The sequence below is a fragment of the Streptomyces sp. NPDC017940 genome (genome assembly GCF_044328435.1).
GTDB lineage: Bacteria > Actinomycetota > Actinomycetes > Streptomycetales > Streptomycetaceae > Streptomyces.
This window is the reverse complement of the sequence record NZ_JBIRHJ010000008.1, coordinates 43,739-60,328: the sequence shown is the minus strand read 5'-3', so window position 1 is coordinate 60,328 and position 16,590 is coordinate 43,739. Positions and strand designations below refer to the sequence as shown.

General features: G+C 71.3%; 10 protein-coding genes, 1 tRNA gene and 1 pseudogene. 9 read left to right on the top strand and 3 right to left on the bottom strand.

Features of this window, described 5'->3' with window-relative positions; genetic code table 11:
- The first annotated feature begins 58 nt into the window (after positions 1-58).
- From ACH4DX_RS26585 to ACH4DX_RS26545, 9 genes are all read left to right on the top strand, one after another.
- A complete protein-coding gene (locus tag ACH4DX_RS26585) occupies positions 59-652 on the top strand; it encodes a small secreted protein (RefSeq protein WP_398119967.1) in 594 nt (197 codons plus the stop codon).
- Between the two features lie 124 nt (positions 653-776).
- A complete protein-coding gene (locus tag ACH4DX_RS26580; RefSeq protein ID WP_398157040.1) occupies positions 777-2,363 on the top strand; it encodes a methyltransferase in 1,587 nt (528 codons plus the stop codon).
- Between the two features lie 321 nt (positions 2,364-2,684).
- Entirely contained in the window at positions 2,685-2,882 is a 198-nt protein-coding gene (locus ACH4DX_RS26575; RefSeq protein ID WP_398119971.1) for a hypothetical protein, read from the top strand.
- Positions 2,883-3,365: 483 nt separating this feature from the next.
- Entirely contained in the window at positions 3,366-6,206 is a 2,841-nt protein-coding gene (topA, locus tag ACH4DX_RS26570; protein ID WP_398157039.1) for a type I DNA topoisomerase, read from the top strand.
- A gap of 176 nt (positions 6,207-6,382) precedes the next feature.
- Positions 6,383-9,928 (top strand): dTMP kinase, encoded by a 3,546-nt coding sequence (tmk, locus tag ACH4DX_RS26565; protein ID WP_398157038.1) that lies wholly within the window; start codon positions 6,383-6,385, stop codon positions 9,926-9,928.
- Positions 9,929-10,255: 327 nt separating this feature from the next.
- A complete protein-coding gene (locus tag ACH4DX_RS26560; RefSeq protein ID WP_398157037.1) occupies positions 10,256-11,461 on the top strand; it encodes a DNA polymerase III subunit delta' in 1,206 nt (401 codons plus the stop codon).
- A gap of 254 nt (positions 11,462-11,715) precedes the next feature.
- Positions 11,716-13,386, top strand: coding sequence for an alpha/beta hydrolase (locus tag ACH4DX_RS26555; RefSeq protein ID WP_398157036.1), 1,671 nt, complete (start codon positions 11,716-11,718; stop codon positions 13,384-13,386).
- Positions 13,387-13,517: 131 nt separating this feature from the next.
- Positions 13,518-13,591: transfer RNA gene (locus tag ACH4DX_RS26550), tRNA-Thr, on the top strand.
- Positions 13,592-13,903: 312 nt separating this feature from the next.
- Positions 13,904-14,896, top strand: a complete 993-nt coding sequence (locus ACH4DX_RS26545; protein ID WP_398157035.1) for a DUF6615 family protein — start codon at positions 13,904-13,906, stop codon at positions 14,894-14,896.
- A gap of 47 nt (positions 14,897-14,943) precedes the next feature.
- Here the strand turns inward: ACH4DX_RS26545 and ACH4DX_RS26540 are convergent.
- The 3 genes and pseudogenes from ACH4DX_RS26540 to ACH4DX_RS26530 form a co-directional block, all read right to left on the bottom strand.
- Positions 14,944-15,569, bottom strand: a pseudogene (locus ACH4DX_RS26540) (site-specific integrase); the annotation flags it as partial.
- A gap of 298 nt (positions 15,570-15,867) precedes the next feature.
- The gene (locus ACH4DX_RS26535; RefSeq protein WP_398157034.1) at positions 15,868-16,311 is read right to left on the bottom strand and encodes a methionine adenosyltransferase; all 444 of its coding nucleotides are present in this window, start codon (positions 16,309-16,311) and stop codon (positions 15,868-15,870) included.
- Positions 16,215-16,547, bottom strand: a complete 333-nt coding sequence (locus ACH4DX_RS26530) for a hypothetical protein (RefSeq protein WP_398157269.1) — start codon at positions 16,545-16,547, stop codon at positions 16,215-16,217. Before ACH4DX_RS26530 ends, ACH4DX_RS26535 begins: the two co-directional genes overlap by 97 nt.
- Between the last annotated feature and the right edge of the window lie 43 nt (positions 16,548-16,590).

Genomic DNA, 16,590 nt, shown 5'->3' with positions numbered 1-16,590 from the left:
CCCACCCCTGGCATGCGGTTGTCCCCCAGTTGGCGTGTAAGTTCCGGGGCCGAGAGCCATGGAAGGGACCAATCCGGTGAACAAGAAGCTCGCGGCCGCACTGTCCGGCGGTGCGGTACTGGTACTGGCGCTGTCGGGATGCAGCAGTGACGACGACGGTGACAAGAAGCTCGACGACTGGGCCAAGAAGGTCTGCGACACGGCCGTGGGGCCCCAGTCGAAGAAGATCGCCGAGGCCAACGCGGCCATCAAGAGGCAGACCGCCGACAACAGTTCGCCCGACGAGGTCAAGAAGACCGACTCCAAGGCGTTCGGGGACATCTCCAGTGCGTACGCCCAGCGCAGTGCCGCCCTCAAGAAGGCGGGTGCCCCGCCGACCGACGACGGCGAGAAGAAGCTGAACGACGCCGTGCAGGAACTCGACGGCCTCTCCAAGTCGTACGCCGACCTGAAGTCGCAGACCGACAAGCTCGACACCAAGGACCAGTCGGCCTTCGCGGACGACCTCGCGAAGATCGCCGAGGAACTGGGCAAGCTCAGCAAGAGCGAGAACACCGCGCAGAAGAAGCTGGAGGCGGGCGAGGTCGGCAAGGCCATGCGCGAGCAGGACAGCTGCAAGAGTTCCGCGCCGTCGGCAGGGGCCAAGAGCTGAGTCCCGTCGGCCGCCGGTGCACGGCGGCCGGACCCCGGAGCTGACGCCGCCGTCGGGCGGAGCCGCCCCCGGTGCCCTGTGGCGCCGGGGGCGCCGTCGTGGGTGCCGGGGTCACAATTGGGGGGTGAGTAACGCCAGCATGCCCCCGCCCCTGCCCTCGCCCGACCGCGCCGATGTGACCGCACGGCTGCGGGAGGCCTTCCTCGCCGCCGACTTCACCGCCGACGGGCTGCTCGACCTGCTCGGGGCGCCCGCCTACGCCGCGCTGGCCCGAAGCGAGACGGTGCCCGCCCTCCGGGCCACCCGGGGCGACGGCGCGCTGGCGTCGCTCGTACGGCTGTTCCTGCTTCAGGAGAGCGTCCCGCACGCGCGCGTGGCCGACGTCCTGCCGGTCGACGCCCTCCTGGAGAGCGGCTGGCTCGTGGCGGGCGGGGCGCTCGGGGCCGCTGGTGCGGGCGGTGCGGTGGGTGCGGGGGGTGCGCGCGGCACCGGCGGTGGCGGCGGGCTCAGGGCGACCATGGACGTACGGCCCTACGGCGGACCGGAGGGCGAGGACTGGTTCATCGTGTCCGACCTCGGGTGCGCGGTCGGCGGTGCCGGCGGCATCGGCAGCCGGGACGAGGGGGTCGTCCTCGGCGTCGGCGGCGCGTCCACGACGCTCTCCGGGATCACGGTGCGTACGCCCGTCGCGAGCGCCCTCGACATCGGCACCGGATCCGGCATCCAGGCGCTGCACGCCTCCCGGCACGCCACCCGTGTCACCGCCACCGACCTCAACCCCCGTGCCCTGCACTGCACCCGGCTCACTCTCGCGCTGTCGGGCGTGCCGGATGCGGACCTGCGGCAGGGCTCCCTGTACGAGCCGGTGGCCGACGCCACGTACGACCTGATCGTGTCCAACCCGCCGTTCGTCATCTCCCCCGGGGCCCGGCTGACGTACCGGGACGGCGGGATGGGCGGGGACGATCTGTGCCGCTCGCTCGTTCAGGAGGCGGGGACACGGCTGAACGAAGGGGGGTACGCGCAGTTCCTCGCCAACTGGCAGCACGTGGAGGGAGAGGAGTGGACCGAGCGGCTCCGCTCCTGGGTGCCGCGCGACTGTGACGCGTGGATCGTGCAGCGCGAGGTGCAGGACGTCACGCAGTACGCCGAGCTGTGGCTCAGGGACGCCGGGGACCACCGCACCGACCCGGCCGAGTACGCGGCGCGGTACGACGCCTGGCTCGACGAGTTCGAGGCCCGCAGGACCCGGGGTGTCGGCTTCGGCTGGATCACCCTGCGCAAGACCGGCGCCGCCGAGCCGTCCGTGACCGTCGAGGAGTGGCCGCACCCCGTCGAGCAGCCGCTCGGCGAGACCGTGCGCGCGTTCTTCGAGCGGCAGGACTACCTCCGGGCTAACGACGACGCCGCGCTGCTCGCCGCGCACTTCACACTCGCCGCCGAAGTGGTGCAGGAGCAGGTCGGCCTGCCGGGCGCCGAGGACCCGGAGCACGTCGTGCTGCGCCAGCACCGCGGCATGCGGCGGGCCACCAAGGTGGACACCGTGGGCGCGGGCTTCGCGGGCGTCTGCGACGGCTCGCTGAGCGCCGGCCGGATCCTGGACGCCATCGCCCAGCTGATGGGCGAGGACCCGGTCCTGCTGCGCGACCGCACCCCGGCCCAGATCCGGCTCCTGGTGGAGCAGGGGTTCCTGGAGCCGGTGGGGCGGTAGGGGCTGACGGGGGTGGTGGGAGCGGCGGGGCTGGCGGGGGCGGCGGGGGCGAGTCCCCTCCCGGGGGCGGCGGTGGCGAGCCCCCTCCGCCCGGGGGCGGCGGTGGCGAGCCCCCTCCGCGTCGCGCCCTCCCCGCGCAGGGTGCGCCTCCCCTCGCTGGAGGGAGAAACCGGCCGCTCCTGGAGGGAATCCAGCCAATATGGGTCTTCCGCGCCGCCCCTCGTTCACCCGGATTTCGTGCTTCCGCCGCCCGGGCGTGCCAGCCTCCGCAGCCGGGGCGCCCGACAGGGGCCACGTACGGACGGCACGGGAGGCCAGGGCATGGAGAGCGGACCAGCGATCTTCGCCGGAACGGTGTTCGCGCTGTTCGGAGCCGGGCTGCTGCTCTGGACGGGCACCCGGGTCGCCCACCGCGCCCCCGTCGCCCACGGTGTGCACTCGGCGGCGGCGGCGACCCTCGCGACCTTGGCGGGATCCGGCGCCCTCGCCCTCGCGGTGTGGTGCTTCACACGGCTGTGAGGCCCGGCGGGTGGGCAGTACAAAGGTATAGCGGTACGAAGATGTGGCAGCGCAAAGGTGCAGCGGCACGCAACGCGTAGCAGCACGGAACGCGTAGCAGCACAGAACGTACAGCAGTACGGAACGCCGTCCCGGCCACGTCGGAAGCCCGTCCGGCGATCGTGGACGAGCGCGCGGCGCGATGCGCGGCACGCTGCGCCGGCGGTGCGGCACGCTGGACCGGCGGTACGGAAAAAAAGTCCCGCACCCGCGCCGCTCGAGGCCCCGGGGCCAGCCCGTGCGGCAGGAATGGCGGTAGTCGGGTTACCGTTCGAGTGGCCGTTGCGGGCTTTTCCCGTTTGACACGGGGGCGGGATGTACCGTCACACTCCGCAGCGTCAGCGCAACCGCAAGCGCAGTCACGGCGCCCCACCGGGCGTCGGTACGGCACTGCCGAAGCACCGCAGCACTGCCACCGAGCGTCGACCGGAGAGAAGAGCGAAGTTGTCCCCGACCAGCGAGACCGCACCTGGCGGCCGCCGACTCGTCATTGTCGAGTCGCCCGCCAAGGCGAAGACGATCAAGGGCTATCTCGGCCCCGGATACGTAGTCGAGGCGAGCGTCGGGCACATCCGTGACCTCCCCAACGGCGCCGCCGAGGTCCCCGAGAAGTACACGGGTGAGGTCCGCCGTCTCGGCGTGGACGTCGAGCACGACTTCCAGCCGATCTATGTCGTCAACGCCGACAAGAAGGCGCAGGTCAAGAAGCTCAAGGACCTCCTGAAGGACTCCGACGAACTCTTCCTCGCCACCGATGAGGACCGCGAGGGCGAAGCCATCGCGTGGCACCTCCTCGAGGTCCTGAAGCCCAAGGTCCCGGTCAAGCGCATGGTGTTCCACGAGATCACCAAGGACGCCATCCAGGGCGCCGTGCGCAACCCGCGCGAGCTCAACAAGCGCATGGTCGACGCCCAGGAGACCCGCCGCATCCTGGACCGCCTGTACGGCTACGAAGTCTCGCCGGTGCTGTGGAAGAAGGTCATGCCACGGCTCTCCGCGGGCCGTGTGCAGTCCGTGGCGACCCGCCTCGTCGTCGAGCGGGAGCGCGAGCGCATCGCCTTCCGCTCCGCCGAGTACTGGGACCTCACCGGCACCTTCGGCACCGGCCGCCCCGGTGACTCCAGCGACCCCTCGCAGCTCGTCGCCCGTCTCACCACGGTCGACGGCAAGCGCGTCGCACAGGGCCGCGACTTCGACTCCGTCGGGCAGCTCAAGAGCCAGAACACCCTGCACCTGGACGAGGCCAACGCCCGCGCTCTCGCCGCGGCCCTGGAGAACACCGACTTCTCCGTACGCTCCGTCGAGTCCAAGCCGTACCGCCGCTCGCCGTACGCGCCCTTCCGTACGACGACGATGCAGCAGGAGGCCTCGCGCAAGCTGGGCTTCGGCGCCAAGGCGACCATGCAGGTGGCCCAGAAGCTGTACGAGAACGGCTTCATCACCTATATGCGTACGGACTCCACGACCCTGTCGGACACGGCGGTGGCCGCGGCCCGCGCGCAGGTCACCCAGCTCTACGGCAGCGACTACCTGCCCGAGCGGCCCCGTACGTACGCGGGCAAGGTCAAGAACGCGCAGGAGGCGCACGAAGCGATCCGGCCCTCCGGCGACCGCTTCCGTACGCCCGCGGAGACCGGCCTCACCGGTGACCAGTTCCGGCTCTACGAGCTGATCTGGAAGCGGACCGTCGCCTCCCAGATGAAGGACGCGACCGGCAACTCGGTCACGGTCAAGATCGGCGGCCGGGCCGCCGACGGTCGTGACGCCGAGTTCAGCGCGTCCGGCAAGACCATCACCTTCCACGGCTTCCTCAAGGCCTACGTAGAGGGTGCCGACGACCCGAACGCGGAGCTCGACGACCGCGAGCGCAGGCTGCCGCAGGTCGGCGAGGGCGACGCGCTGTCCGCCGAGGAGATGTCGGTCGACGGCCACGCGACCAAGCCGCCGGCCCGCTACACCGAGGCCTCGCTGGTCAAGGAGCTGGAGGAGCGGGAGATCGGCCGTCCTTCGACGTACGCGTCGATCATCGGCACCATCCTCGACCGCGGCTACGTCTTCAAGAAGGGCACGGCCCTCGTGCCGTCCTTCCTCTCCTTCGCCGTGGTCAACCTCCTGGAGAAGCACTTCGGGCGGCTCGTCGACTACGACTTCACCGCCAGGATGGAGGACGACCTCGACCGCATCGCGCGCGGCGAGGCGCAGGCCGTGCCGTGGCTGCGGAGGTTCTACTTCGGCGAGGGCGAGCCCTCCGGAGGCGCCGCCGACGCCGGGAACGGCGACGGCGACCACCTGGGCGGCCTGAAGGAACTCGTCACCGACCTGGGCGCCATCGACGCCCGCGAGGTGTCGTCGTTCCCCGTGGCCGACGGCATCGTGCTGCGCGTCGGGCGCTACGGCCCCTACATCGAGCGCGGCGAGCGCGACACGGACGGCCACCAGCGCGCCGACATCCCGGACGACCTGGCGCCGGACGAGCTCACCGTCGAGTACGCGGAGGAACTGCTCGCCAAGCCCAGCGGCGACTTCGCGCTCGGCACGGACCCCGAGACCGGCCGCGAGATCATCGCCAAGGACGGCCGGTACGGCCCGTACGTCACCGAGGTGCTCCCCGAGGGCACCCCGAAGACCGGCAAGAACGCCATCAAGCCGCGCACGGCCTCGCTCTTCAAGTCCATGTCCCTGGACACGGTGACCCTGGCGGACGCCCTGAAGCTGATGTCGCTGCCGCGTGTCGTCGGCACGGACGCCGAGGGCGTGGAGATCACCGCGCAGAACGGCCGCTACGGCCCGTATCTGAAGAAGGGCACCGACTCGCGCTCCCTGGAGACCGAGGAGCAGCTCTTCGACATCACGCTCGACGAGGCCCTGGAGATCTACTCCAAGCCGAAGCAGCGCGGCCGTGCCGCCGCGAAGCCGCCGCTGAAGGAGCTGGGCGAGGACCCGGTCAGCGCGAAGCCCGTCGTCGTCAAGGACGGCCGCTTCGGCCCGTACGTGACGGACGGCGAGACGAACGCGACGCTGCGGTCCGGCGACAGCGTCGAGGAGATCACTCCGGAGCGCGGCTTCGAGCTGCTCGCCGAGAAGCGGGCCAAGGGCCCCGCGAAGAAGACCGCCAAGAAGGCGCCCGCCAAGAAAGCACCGGCCAAGAAGACGGCCGCCAAGAAGACCGCGGCCAAGAAGACGACGGCCAAGAAGACGACGGCTTCGACCGCGGCCAAGAAGACCACTGCCAAGAAGACCACCGCCAAGAAGGCGGCAGCTTCGAAGGCGGCGGCTGAGGACTGAGCACGGAGGACTGAGCGCTGCGGCCGGGGGCCGGGAGTGTGATCCGCCGCGTCGGGCCCGGGAACGGGTTCCGGCGCGGCGGGCGTGTGTCCGTGCGGGCCCGCAGGATCGAAGCGGGGACACGGGGATCCGGGCGGGCCCCGCAGGGAGGCGAAGCGTCCAGATAGGCTGGACGGATGACGCGTGCAGAGCAGCCAACCGCCACGTCCCTGGGCCACGACAACGCCTTGCTCGCAGACTCCCGCGAGCGTGCCGTGCGCTCCTTGCTGCGCGTGCCGCAGCTGAGGAAGTTGTGGAGCGCGCACCTCGTAGGCAGCGTCGGCGACGCCCTCGCGCTGCTCGTCCTGGTGATGCTCGCGCTGCAAGCGGCCATCACGGAGGGCGGGTTCGGCGACGGCTACCGAGGGGTCGCCATCGCCGTGACCGCCGTCTTCGGAGCGCGCGTTCTCGCCACCCTCCTCTTCGGAGCGGTACTGCTCGGCCCGCTGACCTCCCTCACCTCGCCCGGCGGCCCCCTGGACCGCCGCTGGACCATGGTGGGCGCGGACGGTGTGCGCGCCGCGCTGCTGATCTGCGCGCCCCTGTGGATCGACTGGACGCCGGACAACGCGCTCGCCCTGCTGCTCGTCACCGCCTTCGTGACCGGCGTCGCCGAGCGCTTCTGGACGGTCGCCAGGGAGAGCGCGGCCCCCGCCCTGCTGCCCGCCCCGCCCCTGGAGGGCGCCACGGTGCGCCCGCTGCCCGACCACATGGACGCGCTGCGGCGCCTTTCGCTGCGCACCGGGTTCGTGGCGCTGCCGCTCGCCGCCGTCGTGCTCGTCGCGGTCAGCCTCGTCGGGATCCTGCTCGGCTCCGGCATCGACTGGTTCGCCCAGCACCAGGCCGGACTCGCGTCGTTCCTCGCGGCCGGACTGTTCGCCGCGTCCCTGTCGATCGTGTACGCCATCAAGCTTCCCGGCAGGAACACGCCCCGCGCGCGCAGCCCCCTGGAGGGCCTGCGCAGGCCGCGTACCGGCAGCGGCACCGACAAGGGCCGCACCGGTGCCATCCCGCTGCTCGTGGCCGCCTGCGCCGCCGTCGCCGCAGCGATCGCCGCCGCCGTCGCGGTCGCCGTGCTGCACGCCAAGGACCTCCAGGGCGGCCCCGTCACGTACGGCCTGTTCGTGTTCGCGTTGACCGGTGGCACCGTCGCCGGGATCCGTACGGCGCCCGTCCTCCTGACGTCGCTGTCGCGCCGCAGGCTGCTCGCGCTCGCCATCACCGTCACCGGTGTCGCGCTGCTCACCGCCGGACTCGTGCCCGACGTGACGACGGTCCTGCTGATACTGGGCGTCGCCGGTGTGGCCGCAGGCGTCGCCGCCAACGTCGGGCACGCCCTGCTCGACCAGGAGGTCGAGGACTACCGGCGGGCCCGCGCCGCCGAGCACCTCCAGGCGGTCGTCAGGCTCTGCGTGGCGCTGACCGCGCTCGTCGCGCCGCTGCTCGCCGCCGTCATCGGGCCGCACCGGATGGTCAACGGCAAGTTCGTCTTCGACCACGGCGGCGCGTCCTTCACGCTGATGCTGGTCGGCGCGCTGCTCCTGCCGGTGGCCGCGCTGGTCCTCGCCAAGGCCGACGACCGGCAGGGCGTGCCGCTCCGGCACGACCTGCGGGACGCCCTGCGCGGCGGCGACGACCCGGTGCAGACGCCCGCCACCGCAGGTTTCTTCATCGCCCTGGAGGGTGGCGACGGCGCGGGCAAGTCCACGCAGGCGGAAGCGCTCGCGGAGTGGATCCGCGCCAAGGGCCACGAAGTCGTCGTCACGCGCGAGCCGGGCGCCACGCCCGTCGGCAAGCGGCTGCGGTCGATCCTGCTCGACGTGTCGTCGGCCGGCCTCTCGCACCGCGCGGAGGCCCTGCTGTACGCCGCCGACCGCGCGGAGCACGTCGACACGGTCGTACGGCCCGCCCTCGCGCGCGGTGCCGTGGTGATCTCCGACCGGTACATCGACTCGTCCGTCGCCTACCAGGGCGCGGGCCGCGACCTGTCGCCGACCGAGGTCGCCCGCATCAATCGGTGGGCCACCGGAGGCCTGGTCCCGCACCTCACCGTCCTGCTCGACGTGGCCCCCGAGGCGGCCCGTGAGCGCTTCACCGAGGCGCCCGACCGCCTGGAGTCGGAGCCCGCCGAGTTCCACGCGCGCGTGCGCTCCGGCTTCCTCACCCTGGCCGCCGCCGACCCCGGCCGCTATCTGGTCGTCGACGGCACCCAGGAGCCGGAAGCCGTCACGACGGTCGTCCGGCACCGTCTCGATGTCGTACTGCCCCTCTCCGAAGCCGAGGTGAAGGCCCAGGAGGAGGCACGCAGGGCGGCCGAGGAGGAAGCGCGCCGGCGCGCGGAGGAAGAGGCCGCGCGCAAGGCCGAGGAGGAGCGCCTGGAGCGTGAGCGCCAGGAGCAGCTCGCCAAGCTCCGCGCCGAGGAGGAGGAGCGCAAGCGGCGCGAGCTGGAGGAGGCCCAGCGCCGCGAGGCCGAACGCCAGGCCGAGGAGGCCCGGCTGCGCGCCGAGGAGGCACGTCGCAAGGCCGAGGAGGAGCGCGCCCGGGTCCTCGCCGAGGAGCAGGCCCGCGCCGCCGAGGAGGAGCGGCGCCGCCTCGCCGCCGAGGAGGAGGCCCGGCTGCGCGCCGAGGCCGAGGCCCGCCGCCTGGAGAAGCAGCGCAGGGCGGAGGAGGCGCTGCGGCGTGCCGAGGAGGCTCGGCTGCTCGCGGAGTCGGCTGCGGCGGGGGCCGCGAGTGTGGCGAACTCCGGTTCGGGGGGTGCGGGGACCTCCGGTTCGGGTGCCGGTGGGGTCTCCGGTGGGGGGACCTTCGGTTCGGGTGCGGTGCGCTCGGGCGGGGCTGGTTCGGGGGGGTCTGCGGCGGGTGGGCCTGCGGCAGGTGGGTCCGCCGCAGGCGGGAGCACGTCCGGGGCGGCTGCCGCGGGTGCGCCCGCCGGGAGCGTGCCTGCCGGGAGCGCGCCTGCGGGGAGCGCGCCGGTGTCCGACGCACCGGCCGCCAACGCACCGGCCGCCAACGCACCGGCTGCCAAGGCGCCGGTGTCCGACGCGCCCGTGCCGGCCGCGCCCGGGGCGCCCTCCGCGCCCGTCGCGGACGGTACCGCTGAGGGCGTGGGCGGGCCGACGTCGCCCGACAACGAGGCGACCCTGAACACGCCGATGGTGAAGCTGCCGCAGGTTCCGGGTGCCGCGGACGAGACGGCTGTGCTGCCGCAGATTCCGGGGGCCGCGGACGAGACGGCCGTGCTGCCGCAGATCACCGAGGACGGCGCGGCGGACGAGACGGCGGAGCTGCCGCAGGCGACGGTGCCCGGTGCCGCCGACGACACGACGGTCCTGCGGGTCGTGAAGGACGAGCCCGCCGACCGCCGGGCCGGTCAGCACGACGCGCCCGCCGCGCCGAGTGCTGCGCCGCGTGCGCCGAGTGCCGCGCCGGGAGAACGTGCCGAGAGCGTGGCGGACAAGGTGCCGCCGGGCTACTTCCGCGACGAGCGGCCGGGACCCGACGACCGTACGCGGGAACTGCCGCAGCTCGACGAGGAGGGCAGGCCGCGGCGGCCGCGCCCCGACTGGGCGGAGGAGACCCCGCTCGACGACCTGCCGTCCCTCGCGGACGAACTGCTCGGCTCGCCCGAGGACGACGAGCCGGACGAGGGCGGGGGCCGGGGCCGCCGGGGACGGGGGCGCTGAGGCGCCACGGCCTCGCTGGGTTGCCGCGGTTCCGCTGGGAAGCCGCGGTTCCGCTGGGAAGCCGCGGCTCCGCTGGGAAGCCGCGGCTCCGCTGGGAAGCCGCGGGCGCGCTCGGACACCACGGCCGCGCGGGGAGACCACGGCCGCCGTGCGTGAAACCGGTGCGGCCCATGCGGCGATGCAGCCAAGAGGCCTGCTCAGCGCCGCTTTAGCGCCGATGTGGGCGGCGTTGTCAGTGGGGTGCCCCACAATGAATTCCGACAGTGCGAACAGAGCGGTACGTGCGCCGAGGGGTGGCGTGCGTCGGTAGGGCAAAGGCGGTGACCCATGCCGGTGTGGGACGACCTGGTGGGCCAGGAGAAGGTGAGCGCGCAGCTCGGCGCCGCCGCCCGTGACGCCGACGCCCTGGTCACCGCCGTCGCGGCGGCGGGCCCGCTGCCCGAGTCGTCGAAGATGACGCACGCCTGGCTGTTCACGGGTCCGCCCGGCTCCGGCCGCGCCGACGCGGCCCGTGCCTTCGCCGCGGCGTTGCAGTGCGTGAGCCCGGACCGCGCGCTCGGCGGGGAGCCCGGCTGCGGATTCTGCGACGGCTGCCACACGAGCCTGATCGGCACCCACGCGGATGTGGAGATCATCCGTACGGACCTGCTGTCGATCGGCGTCAAGGAGACCAGGGAGCTGGTCCGCCGCGCCCAGCTCTCCCCGGCGGGCGGCCGCTGGCAGGTCATCGTCCTGGAGGACGCGGACCGCCTCACGGAAGGCGCGGGGAACGTCCTCCTGAAGGCGGTGGAGGAGCCGGCCCCCCGCACGGTCTGGCTGCTCTGCGCGCCCTCGCTGGAGGACGTGCTGCCCACGATCCGCTCGCGCTGCCGCCATCTGACGCTGCGCACCCCGTCCGTGGACGCAGTCGCCGACATGCTCGTCCGGCGTGACGGCATCGAGCCGCCCGCCGCGGCGGCCGCCGCCCGCGCCACGCAGGGGCACATCGGCCGCGCCCGCCGGCTCGCGACCGACGAGCGCGCGCGGGAGCGCAGAGCCGCCGTGCTCAAGCTGCCGCTGCGCGTGGGGGAGATCGGCGGCTGTCTGAAGGCCGCGCAGGAGCTGATCGACACGGCGGCGGAGGAGGCCAAGCAGGCCGCCGAGGACGTGGACGTCAAGGAGACGGAGGACCTCAAGACGGCCCTCGGCGCGGCCCAGGGCGGCCGGATGCCCCGGGGCACGGCGGGCGCGATGAAGGATCTGGAGGACAAGCAGAAGCGCCGCAGAACGCGTACGCAGCGCGACAGCCTCGACCTCGCCCTCATCGACCTGACCGGCGTCTACCGCGACGTCCTTGCCCTCCAGTTGGGTTCCCGCGTCCCGCTGGCGAACACGGAGGTGCAGGACATGCTGGAGCGCCTGGCGCGGGGTACGTCACCCGAGGCCACACTGCGCCGCATAGAGGCGATCGGTGCGTGCCGCACGGCGCTGGACCGCAATGTGGCGCCGCTGCTGGCGGTGGAGGCGATGACGGTGGCGCTGCGCGCAGGCTGAAGGGTGGCCGGGTGACCAGAGGCCCGACACGACGTAGGCAACGGGCGCAGCGGGAGCATGGGCTCTCCAGATCCCCGGTGTCAACGCTGCTGACGGACTGACGGACTGACGGACTGACGGACCGACGGACCGACGGCGCTGACGGACTGACGGCGCTGACGGCGCTGACGGCGTTGACAAACTGACGGATTGACCAGGTCACCCATACGAGTACACAAAGCGACCCGGCAACTCCACAGAGTTAGTCTCGCGAGATGGAAACCTCCTTCCCGCGAGTCCACCCGCGAGCCCACGCTCCCGCGCGACGGCTTCGTAGGGGCTGTCTGTTCCTGCTGGCGGCGGGGCTGATCATGTCCGGCTGCTCGTCGGCGAGTTCGTCGTCGGATGTCGCGATGGCCGAGCTGCCCCGTGCCACTCCGAAGGAACTCGTGTCGTACTACGACCAGAAGCTGCGGTGGCGCGAGTGCGGCGTATCCGGCTTCCAGTGCGCGACGATGAAGGCACCCCTGGATTACGGCAAGCCGGGGGCGGGCGACGTGAAGCTGGCGGTGTCGCGCAAGCGGGCGACGGGAAAGCCGCGTGGCGGCGACGCGGTGGGGGCCGGTGCGCGGGGTGGGGGCGCCACGAAGGCAGGTGTCCGGGACGGGAAGGCAGGCAAGCAGAGGCTGGGCTCGCTCCTGGTGAACCCCGGCGGCCCGGGCGGCTCGGCGATCGGCTACCTCCAGGCGTACGCGGCGCTCGGCTACCCGGAAGCGGTCAGGGCGCGGTACGACATGGTGGCGATCGACCCGCGCGGAGTCGCCCGCAGCGAGCCGGTGACGTGCATGAACGACCGGCAGATGGACGCGTACACGCAGACGGACATCACGCCGGACGACCGGCGTGAGACGGACCGTCTTGCCGAGTCGTACAGAGAGTTCGCGAAGGGCTGCGCGCAGCGGTCGGGGAAGCTGCTCGGGCACGTCTCCACGGTGGAGACCGCCCGCGACATGGACATCCTGCGGGCGGCGCTCGGCGACGAGAAGCTGACATATGTCGGGGCGTCTTACGGCACGTTCCTGGGGGCGACGTACGCGGGTCTGTTCCCCGAACGCGTGGGCCGCCTGGTGCTGGACGGCGCCATGGACCCCTCCCTCACCTCCCGTGAGATGAACCGGGAGCAGACGGAGGGCTTCGAGACGGCGTTCCAGTCGTTCGCGCGGGACTGCGTACGGGAGCGGGACTGCCCGCTCGGGACGAAGAGCGCGGCGGACGCGGGCAAGCGCCTGAAGAAGTTCTTCACGACCCTGGACCGCGCTCCCGTCCCGGCGGGCGACGGCCCGGGCGGCAGCGGCCGCAAGCTGGGCGAGGCGCTGGCCACGACGGGTGTGATCGCGGCCATGTACGACGAGGCGGCCTGGCCGGAGCTGCGCGACGCGCTCACGTCCGCCATGAGGACCAAGGACGGTTCGGCCCTGCTGGCCCTCTCCGACAGCTACTACGAGCGCGACGGCGACGGGACGTACTCCAACCTGATGTTCGCCAACGCCGCAGTGAACTGCCTCGACCTGCCGCCGTCCTTCTCCTCGCCCGACGAGGTGCGCAAGTCGCTGCCCGACTTCGAGAAGGCGTCCCCGGTCTTCGGTGAGGGCCTGGCCTGGTCGGCTCTGAACTGCACGTACTGGCCCACGAAGGCCACCGGCAAGCCGGAGCGGATCGAGGCGAAGGGCGCCGCCCCGATCATCGTCACCGGCACGACCCGCGACCCGGCCACCCCCTACCGCTGGGCCCAGGCCCTCGCGTCCCAGCTCTCCTCGGGCCGCCTCCTCACCTACGAGGGCGACGGCCACACCGCCTACGGACGCGGCAGCGACTGCGTCGACGCGACGATCAACACGTACCTCCTGGAGGGCCGCGCCCCCAAGACCGACAAACGCTGCAAATAACCCCAGCTCACAGCCCCACCCACCCCCGCCACCACCCACCGCCCGGTCCCCCCGGGGGCTGGTACGGAGCACCCTCGGAAACTGTGTAGACTTGGCGACGTTGCTGATCGCGCCATAGGTGCGGACGGCGTGCCGCCTTAGCTCAGATGGCCAGAGCAACGCACTCGTAATGCGTAGGTCTCGGGTTCGAATCCCGAAGGCGGCTCGGATTAACCCCAGGACTCACTCGCCGTGACCTGGGGTTTTTTCATGTTGTGGTCATGGCGGGGTGCTCGGCCGCAGCGGCGTGGAGGGGCTTGCGTGAGCGATGCGTGAGCGGATGGGCCCGGAAGAGGTGCACGGCTGAGCGCTGCAATTCATGATCTGGCATTTGCCTCAAACCGCGCGACGCAGTGCCATCAGCGGCTTAGGGTGGCGAAGCTCGGTACTCGGAACGCAGAGAGGTGAAGACGGGGTGGCGCGCTGCAACTGTGGGTAGGAGGTTGGCAGGAGTGACACCTTTTGTCGGGCCTGTGGTGTGCGCACATCTTCGGCCAGCTCGCTGTGTAGAACTCTCAGCCGAAGCGCCGAGCTGACCTTCGAAGCCTTGGCTGCCGAGCACCGTAGGGGCTGGCCGTCGAGTGAAGTGACTCACGCCGAGGAGAATCTTCGGGCCCTCTATCGGGCTCATGGTGACCGGGTGGCGATCCATCCGTTCGCGAGCGATGAGGAACGCTCGAACGGAGCGGACTGGGAGTGGTGGTTTCACTCTGGTGCCGTGGGGTTCGGCATGCGTGTTCAAGCGAAGCGTGCCAACCGAAACGGCGGATACGACCTACGATATCGACCCGATGGCGACAGGCATCAGAATGATCTTTTGATCGAGAACGCCATGAACGCAGGTTGCATTCCAGCCTATGTCTTCTACAACCACCTCAACTGGCCACAGAGACGACCAGGCGAGCCATGGTTGGGCTGCGACCATAGCACCTTCAATGAGGGGCAGCTGGGATGCACCATAGCGTCAGCCCTGGTTGTAAAGCAGACGCTTCGCGGAGCGCGCGCGAGTTCGCGATACGTGAAGGATCGCAGTCGCCCTTGGAACCGCATCCTTTGCGATGGGAGTGAATCAAGGGCGCCAAGCCTAGAAATTGCTTACGGGAGGGTGCTGAGTCTGCACCAGACGGCTCTTGCGGAGCTTGAGGGGGAGACGGAGCTCTCGGAAAACTTTCGGGTAGTGGCTAGAACTCCGATCCGGCTGGCCAACCCAGAGGAGCCGGGCCGGGTTGGTCGTCATCAGCACGATGGCGAGGATGACCGCGGGCGCGTCGAGCACGAGACGACACGTGGTGCAGCGCCGCTCAGTCCAACTGAACGTGCCCTTCGCGGGCAACTACGGGAAATGGCAGACCGTCCGGTGGGCCGGCTTCCGCAACGCGTACGAGCCATGGCCCATGGCGCTGAAGGGGAACCGGCCGACGAGCGAGTTGCCGGTGCGGTGCTAGTAAATCTTGGCTCGGCTGAGACCTGAGGTGCACCCGGGGCCGCGAGCGGCAGGCCATCCCGGAGAAGCTGACGTTACCGAGAGCCCTGTTTCTTGGGCTTCTTCAAGTCGCCCTTCTTCTTGCCCTTGGCCCGGTCTTTCGCTTTGGCCTTTGCCTTCTTGGCGGCCTTCGCCGCCTTACGGGCGGCCTGCTCGGCCTCGGTCCGACGCTGGAGGGGGACCAGCTTGGCCGTGGCCTCGGCAGCGCTCTTCCCGACGTGAGGCAGGACGCTCTGGTAGATGTCCCGCGTGATCCGGGTGTCGCTGCGGCCGAGGGTGTCGGAGACGATTTTGACGTCGATGCTGGCGGCGAGCATGAGTGTGGCAGCTCCGTGCCGGAGGTCGTGTAGGCGGATCGGAGGGAGGCCGGAGGCGGCGACGAGCCGTTCGAAGAGGTCGGTGACCTTGCCGGGGTGGAGCCAGGAGCCGTCGGCCTGGGTGAGACGAGTCCGGTATCGACCCCGGCTGTCGCCCACTCCTCGCGGTCCGCGTACTGCTGCTTGCGATGGCGTTCCAGAACCTCGACGGTGTCGTCGTCGAGAGCCACGATGCGGAAGCCGCTGCCGGTCTTGGGATCAGACGACTCGACTTCCCAGCCGTCCTGGACGAGCTGGGAGGAGACGGTGAGGGAGTGAGTGTCGAGGTTCGTCTCCGCCGGCTGCTTCGAGTTCCGGCCGAAGTGGTTCCATCACCTCGGTCTGCCGCTCACTGCCGATCGTCAGGTCTCGGTCCTTCACTGCCGCTCGAAGCAGGCCGCGCGAGGCGTGGCCAGCGTCGTGGTACGCCACGAGCGTCAGCTTCCACCTCCCTGCCGCACGTGCCAGCAGACCCGGGACGGCGTCGAGCCACGGCTTGACCGAAGGCCCGTAGTGCGCGAGCAGCCGTTGCCTACACCCTGCGGGGATCTCTCCGAGCGTCCGCTTCGTCATCAGCTCAGCTCGATCCCGTCCGAGACGAGCTCATCCGTCAGGGCCGGGAACTCGCCCAGCACCTCTGCGACGAGGGCCTGCACCTTGTCGACCTCGGCGCCGGGGCGGAGAGGCGGACGAGGATGCGCCAGGGTTCGTCCAGACGCTGGCGGTGGTGCTGACCAGGTGCACTTCCGCGTGCCCGACGGTGGTCTCGTGCAGGCGGTGGGCCAGGCGCTGTGCGGCGATGTTGTAGAGCTTGCCGACGTGGCAGACGGGGTTCTTGCCGTTGGCGCCCTCCAGGTTCATCGGCCGCAGCGGCGTGAGCAGCCCGTTGACTCGGTTGCCGCGCCCGACGACGCCCTCGTCCCCCGACTCGATCGAGCTGCCGGTGTAGGTCAGGTACAGCTCGTCCTTCTCCCCGGGACGTCGCGGGCGTTGAGCCGGAAACGCGCCTGGGTGCCCGGGAGCCGGAGGCTGGCCAGCCGGTGGCACTCGGCGAGGACGGTCTCCTTGTTGCGGATGTGATCGGCCCGTCTGGCCACGTGCAGCGACTTCTGCGGCACCCACAGGACGATGTCGGCCTCGTCGCCGTCCCAGAAACCCATGAGCTTGACGTCGGATCCGCACCACGCGTGGGAGAGGGCGAACTCGCTCTCGCCGGAGAAGTGGTTCACCAGGTCGCGGACGAACGACTCGAAGGCGTTTTCGGGGGCCCAGCCGGTCCCCAGCGACGTGGGAGTGGTCGAGTGACAGTGGCCGCCGCACGGTGCC

Excerpts from the sequence above, each read along its gene's own strand:
- ACH4DX_RS26585 (WP_398119967.1), top strand. The coding sequence starts at position 59 with ATGGAAGGGACCAATCCGGTGAACAAGAAGCTCGCGGCCGCACTGTCC.
- ACH4DX_RS26575 (WP_398119971.1), top strand. The coding sequence starts at position 2,685 with ATGGAGAGCGGACCAGCGATCTTCGCCGGAACGGTGTTCGCGCTGTTC.
- tmk (WP_398157038.1), top strand. The coding sequence starts at position 6,383 with ATGACGCGTGCAGAGCAGCCAACCGCCACGTCCCTGGGCCACGACAAC.
- ACH4DX_RS26560 (WP_398157037.1), top strand. The coding sequence starts at position 10,256 with ATGCCGGTGTGGGACGACCTGGTGGGCCAGGAGAAGGTGAGCGCGCAG.
- ACH4DX_RS26555 (WP_398157036.1), top strand. The coding sequence starts at position 11,716 with ATGGAAACCTCCTTCCCGCGAGTCCACCCGCGAGCCCACGCTCCCGCG.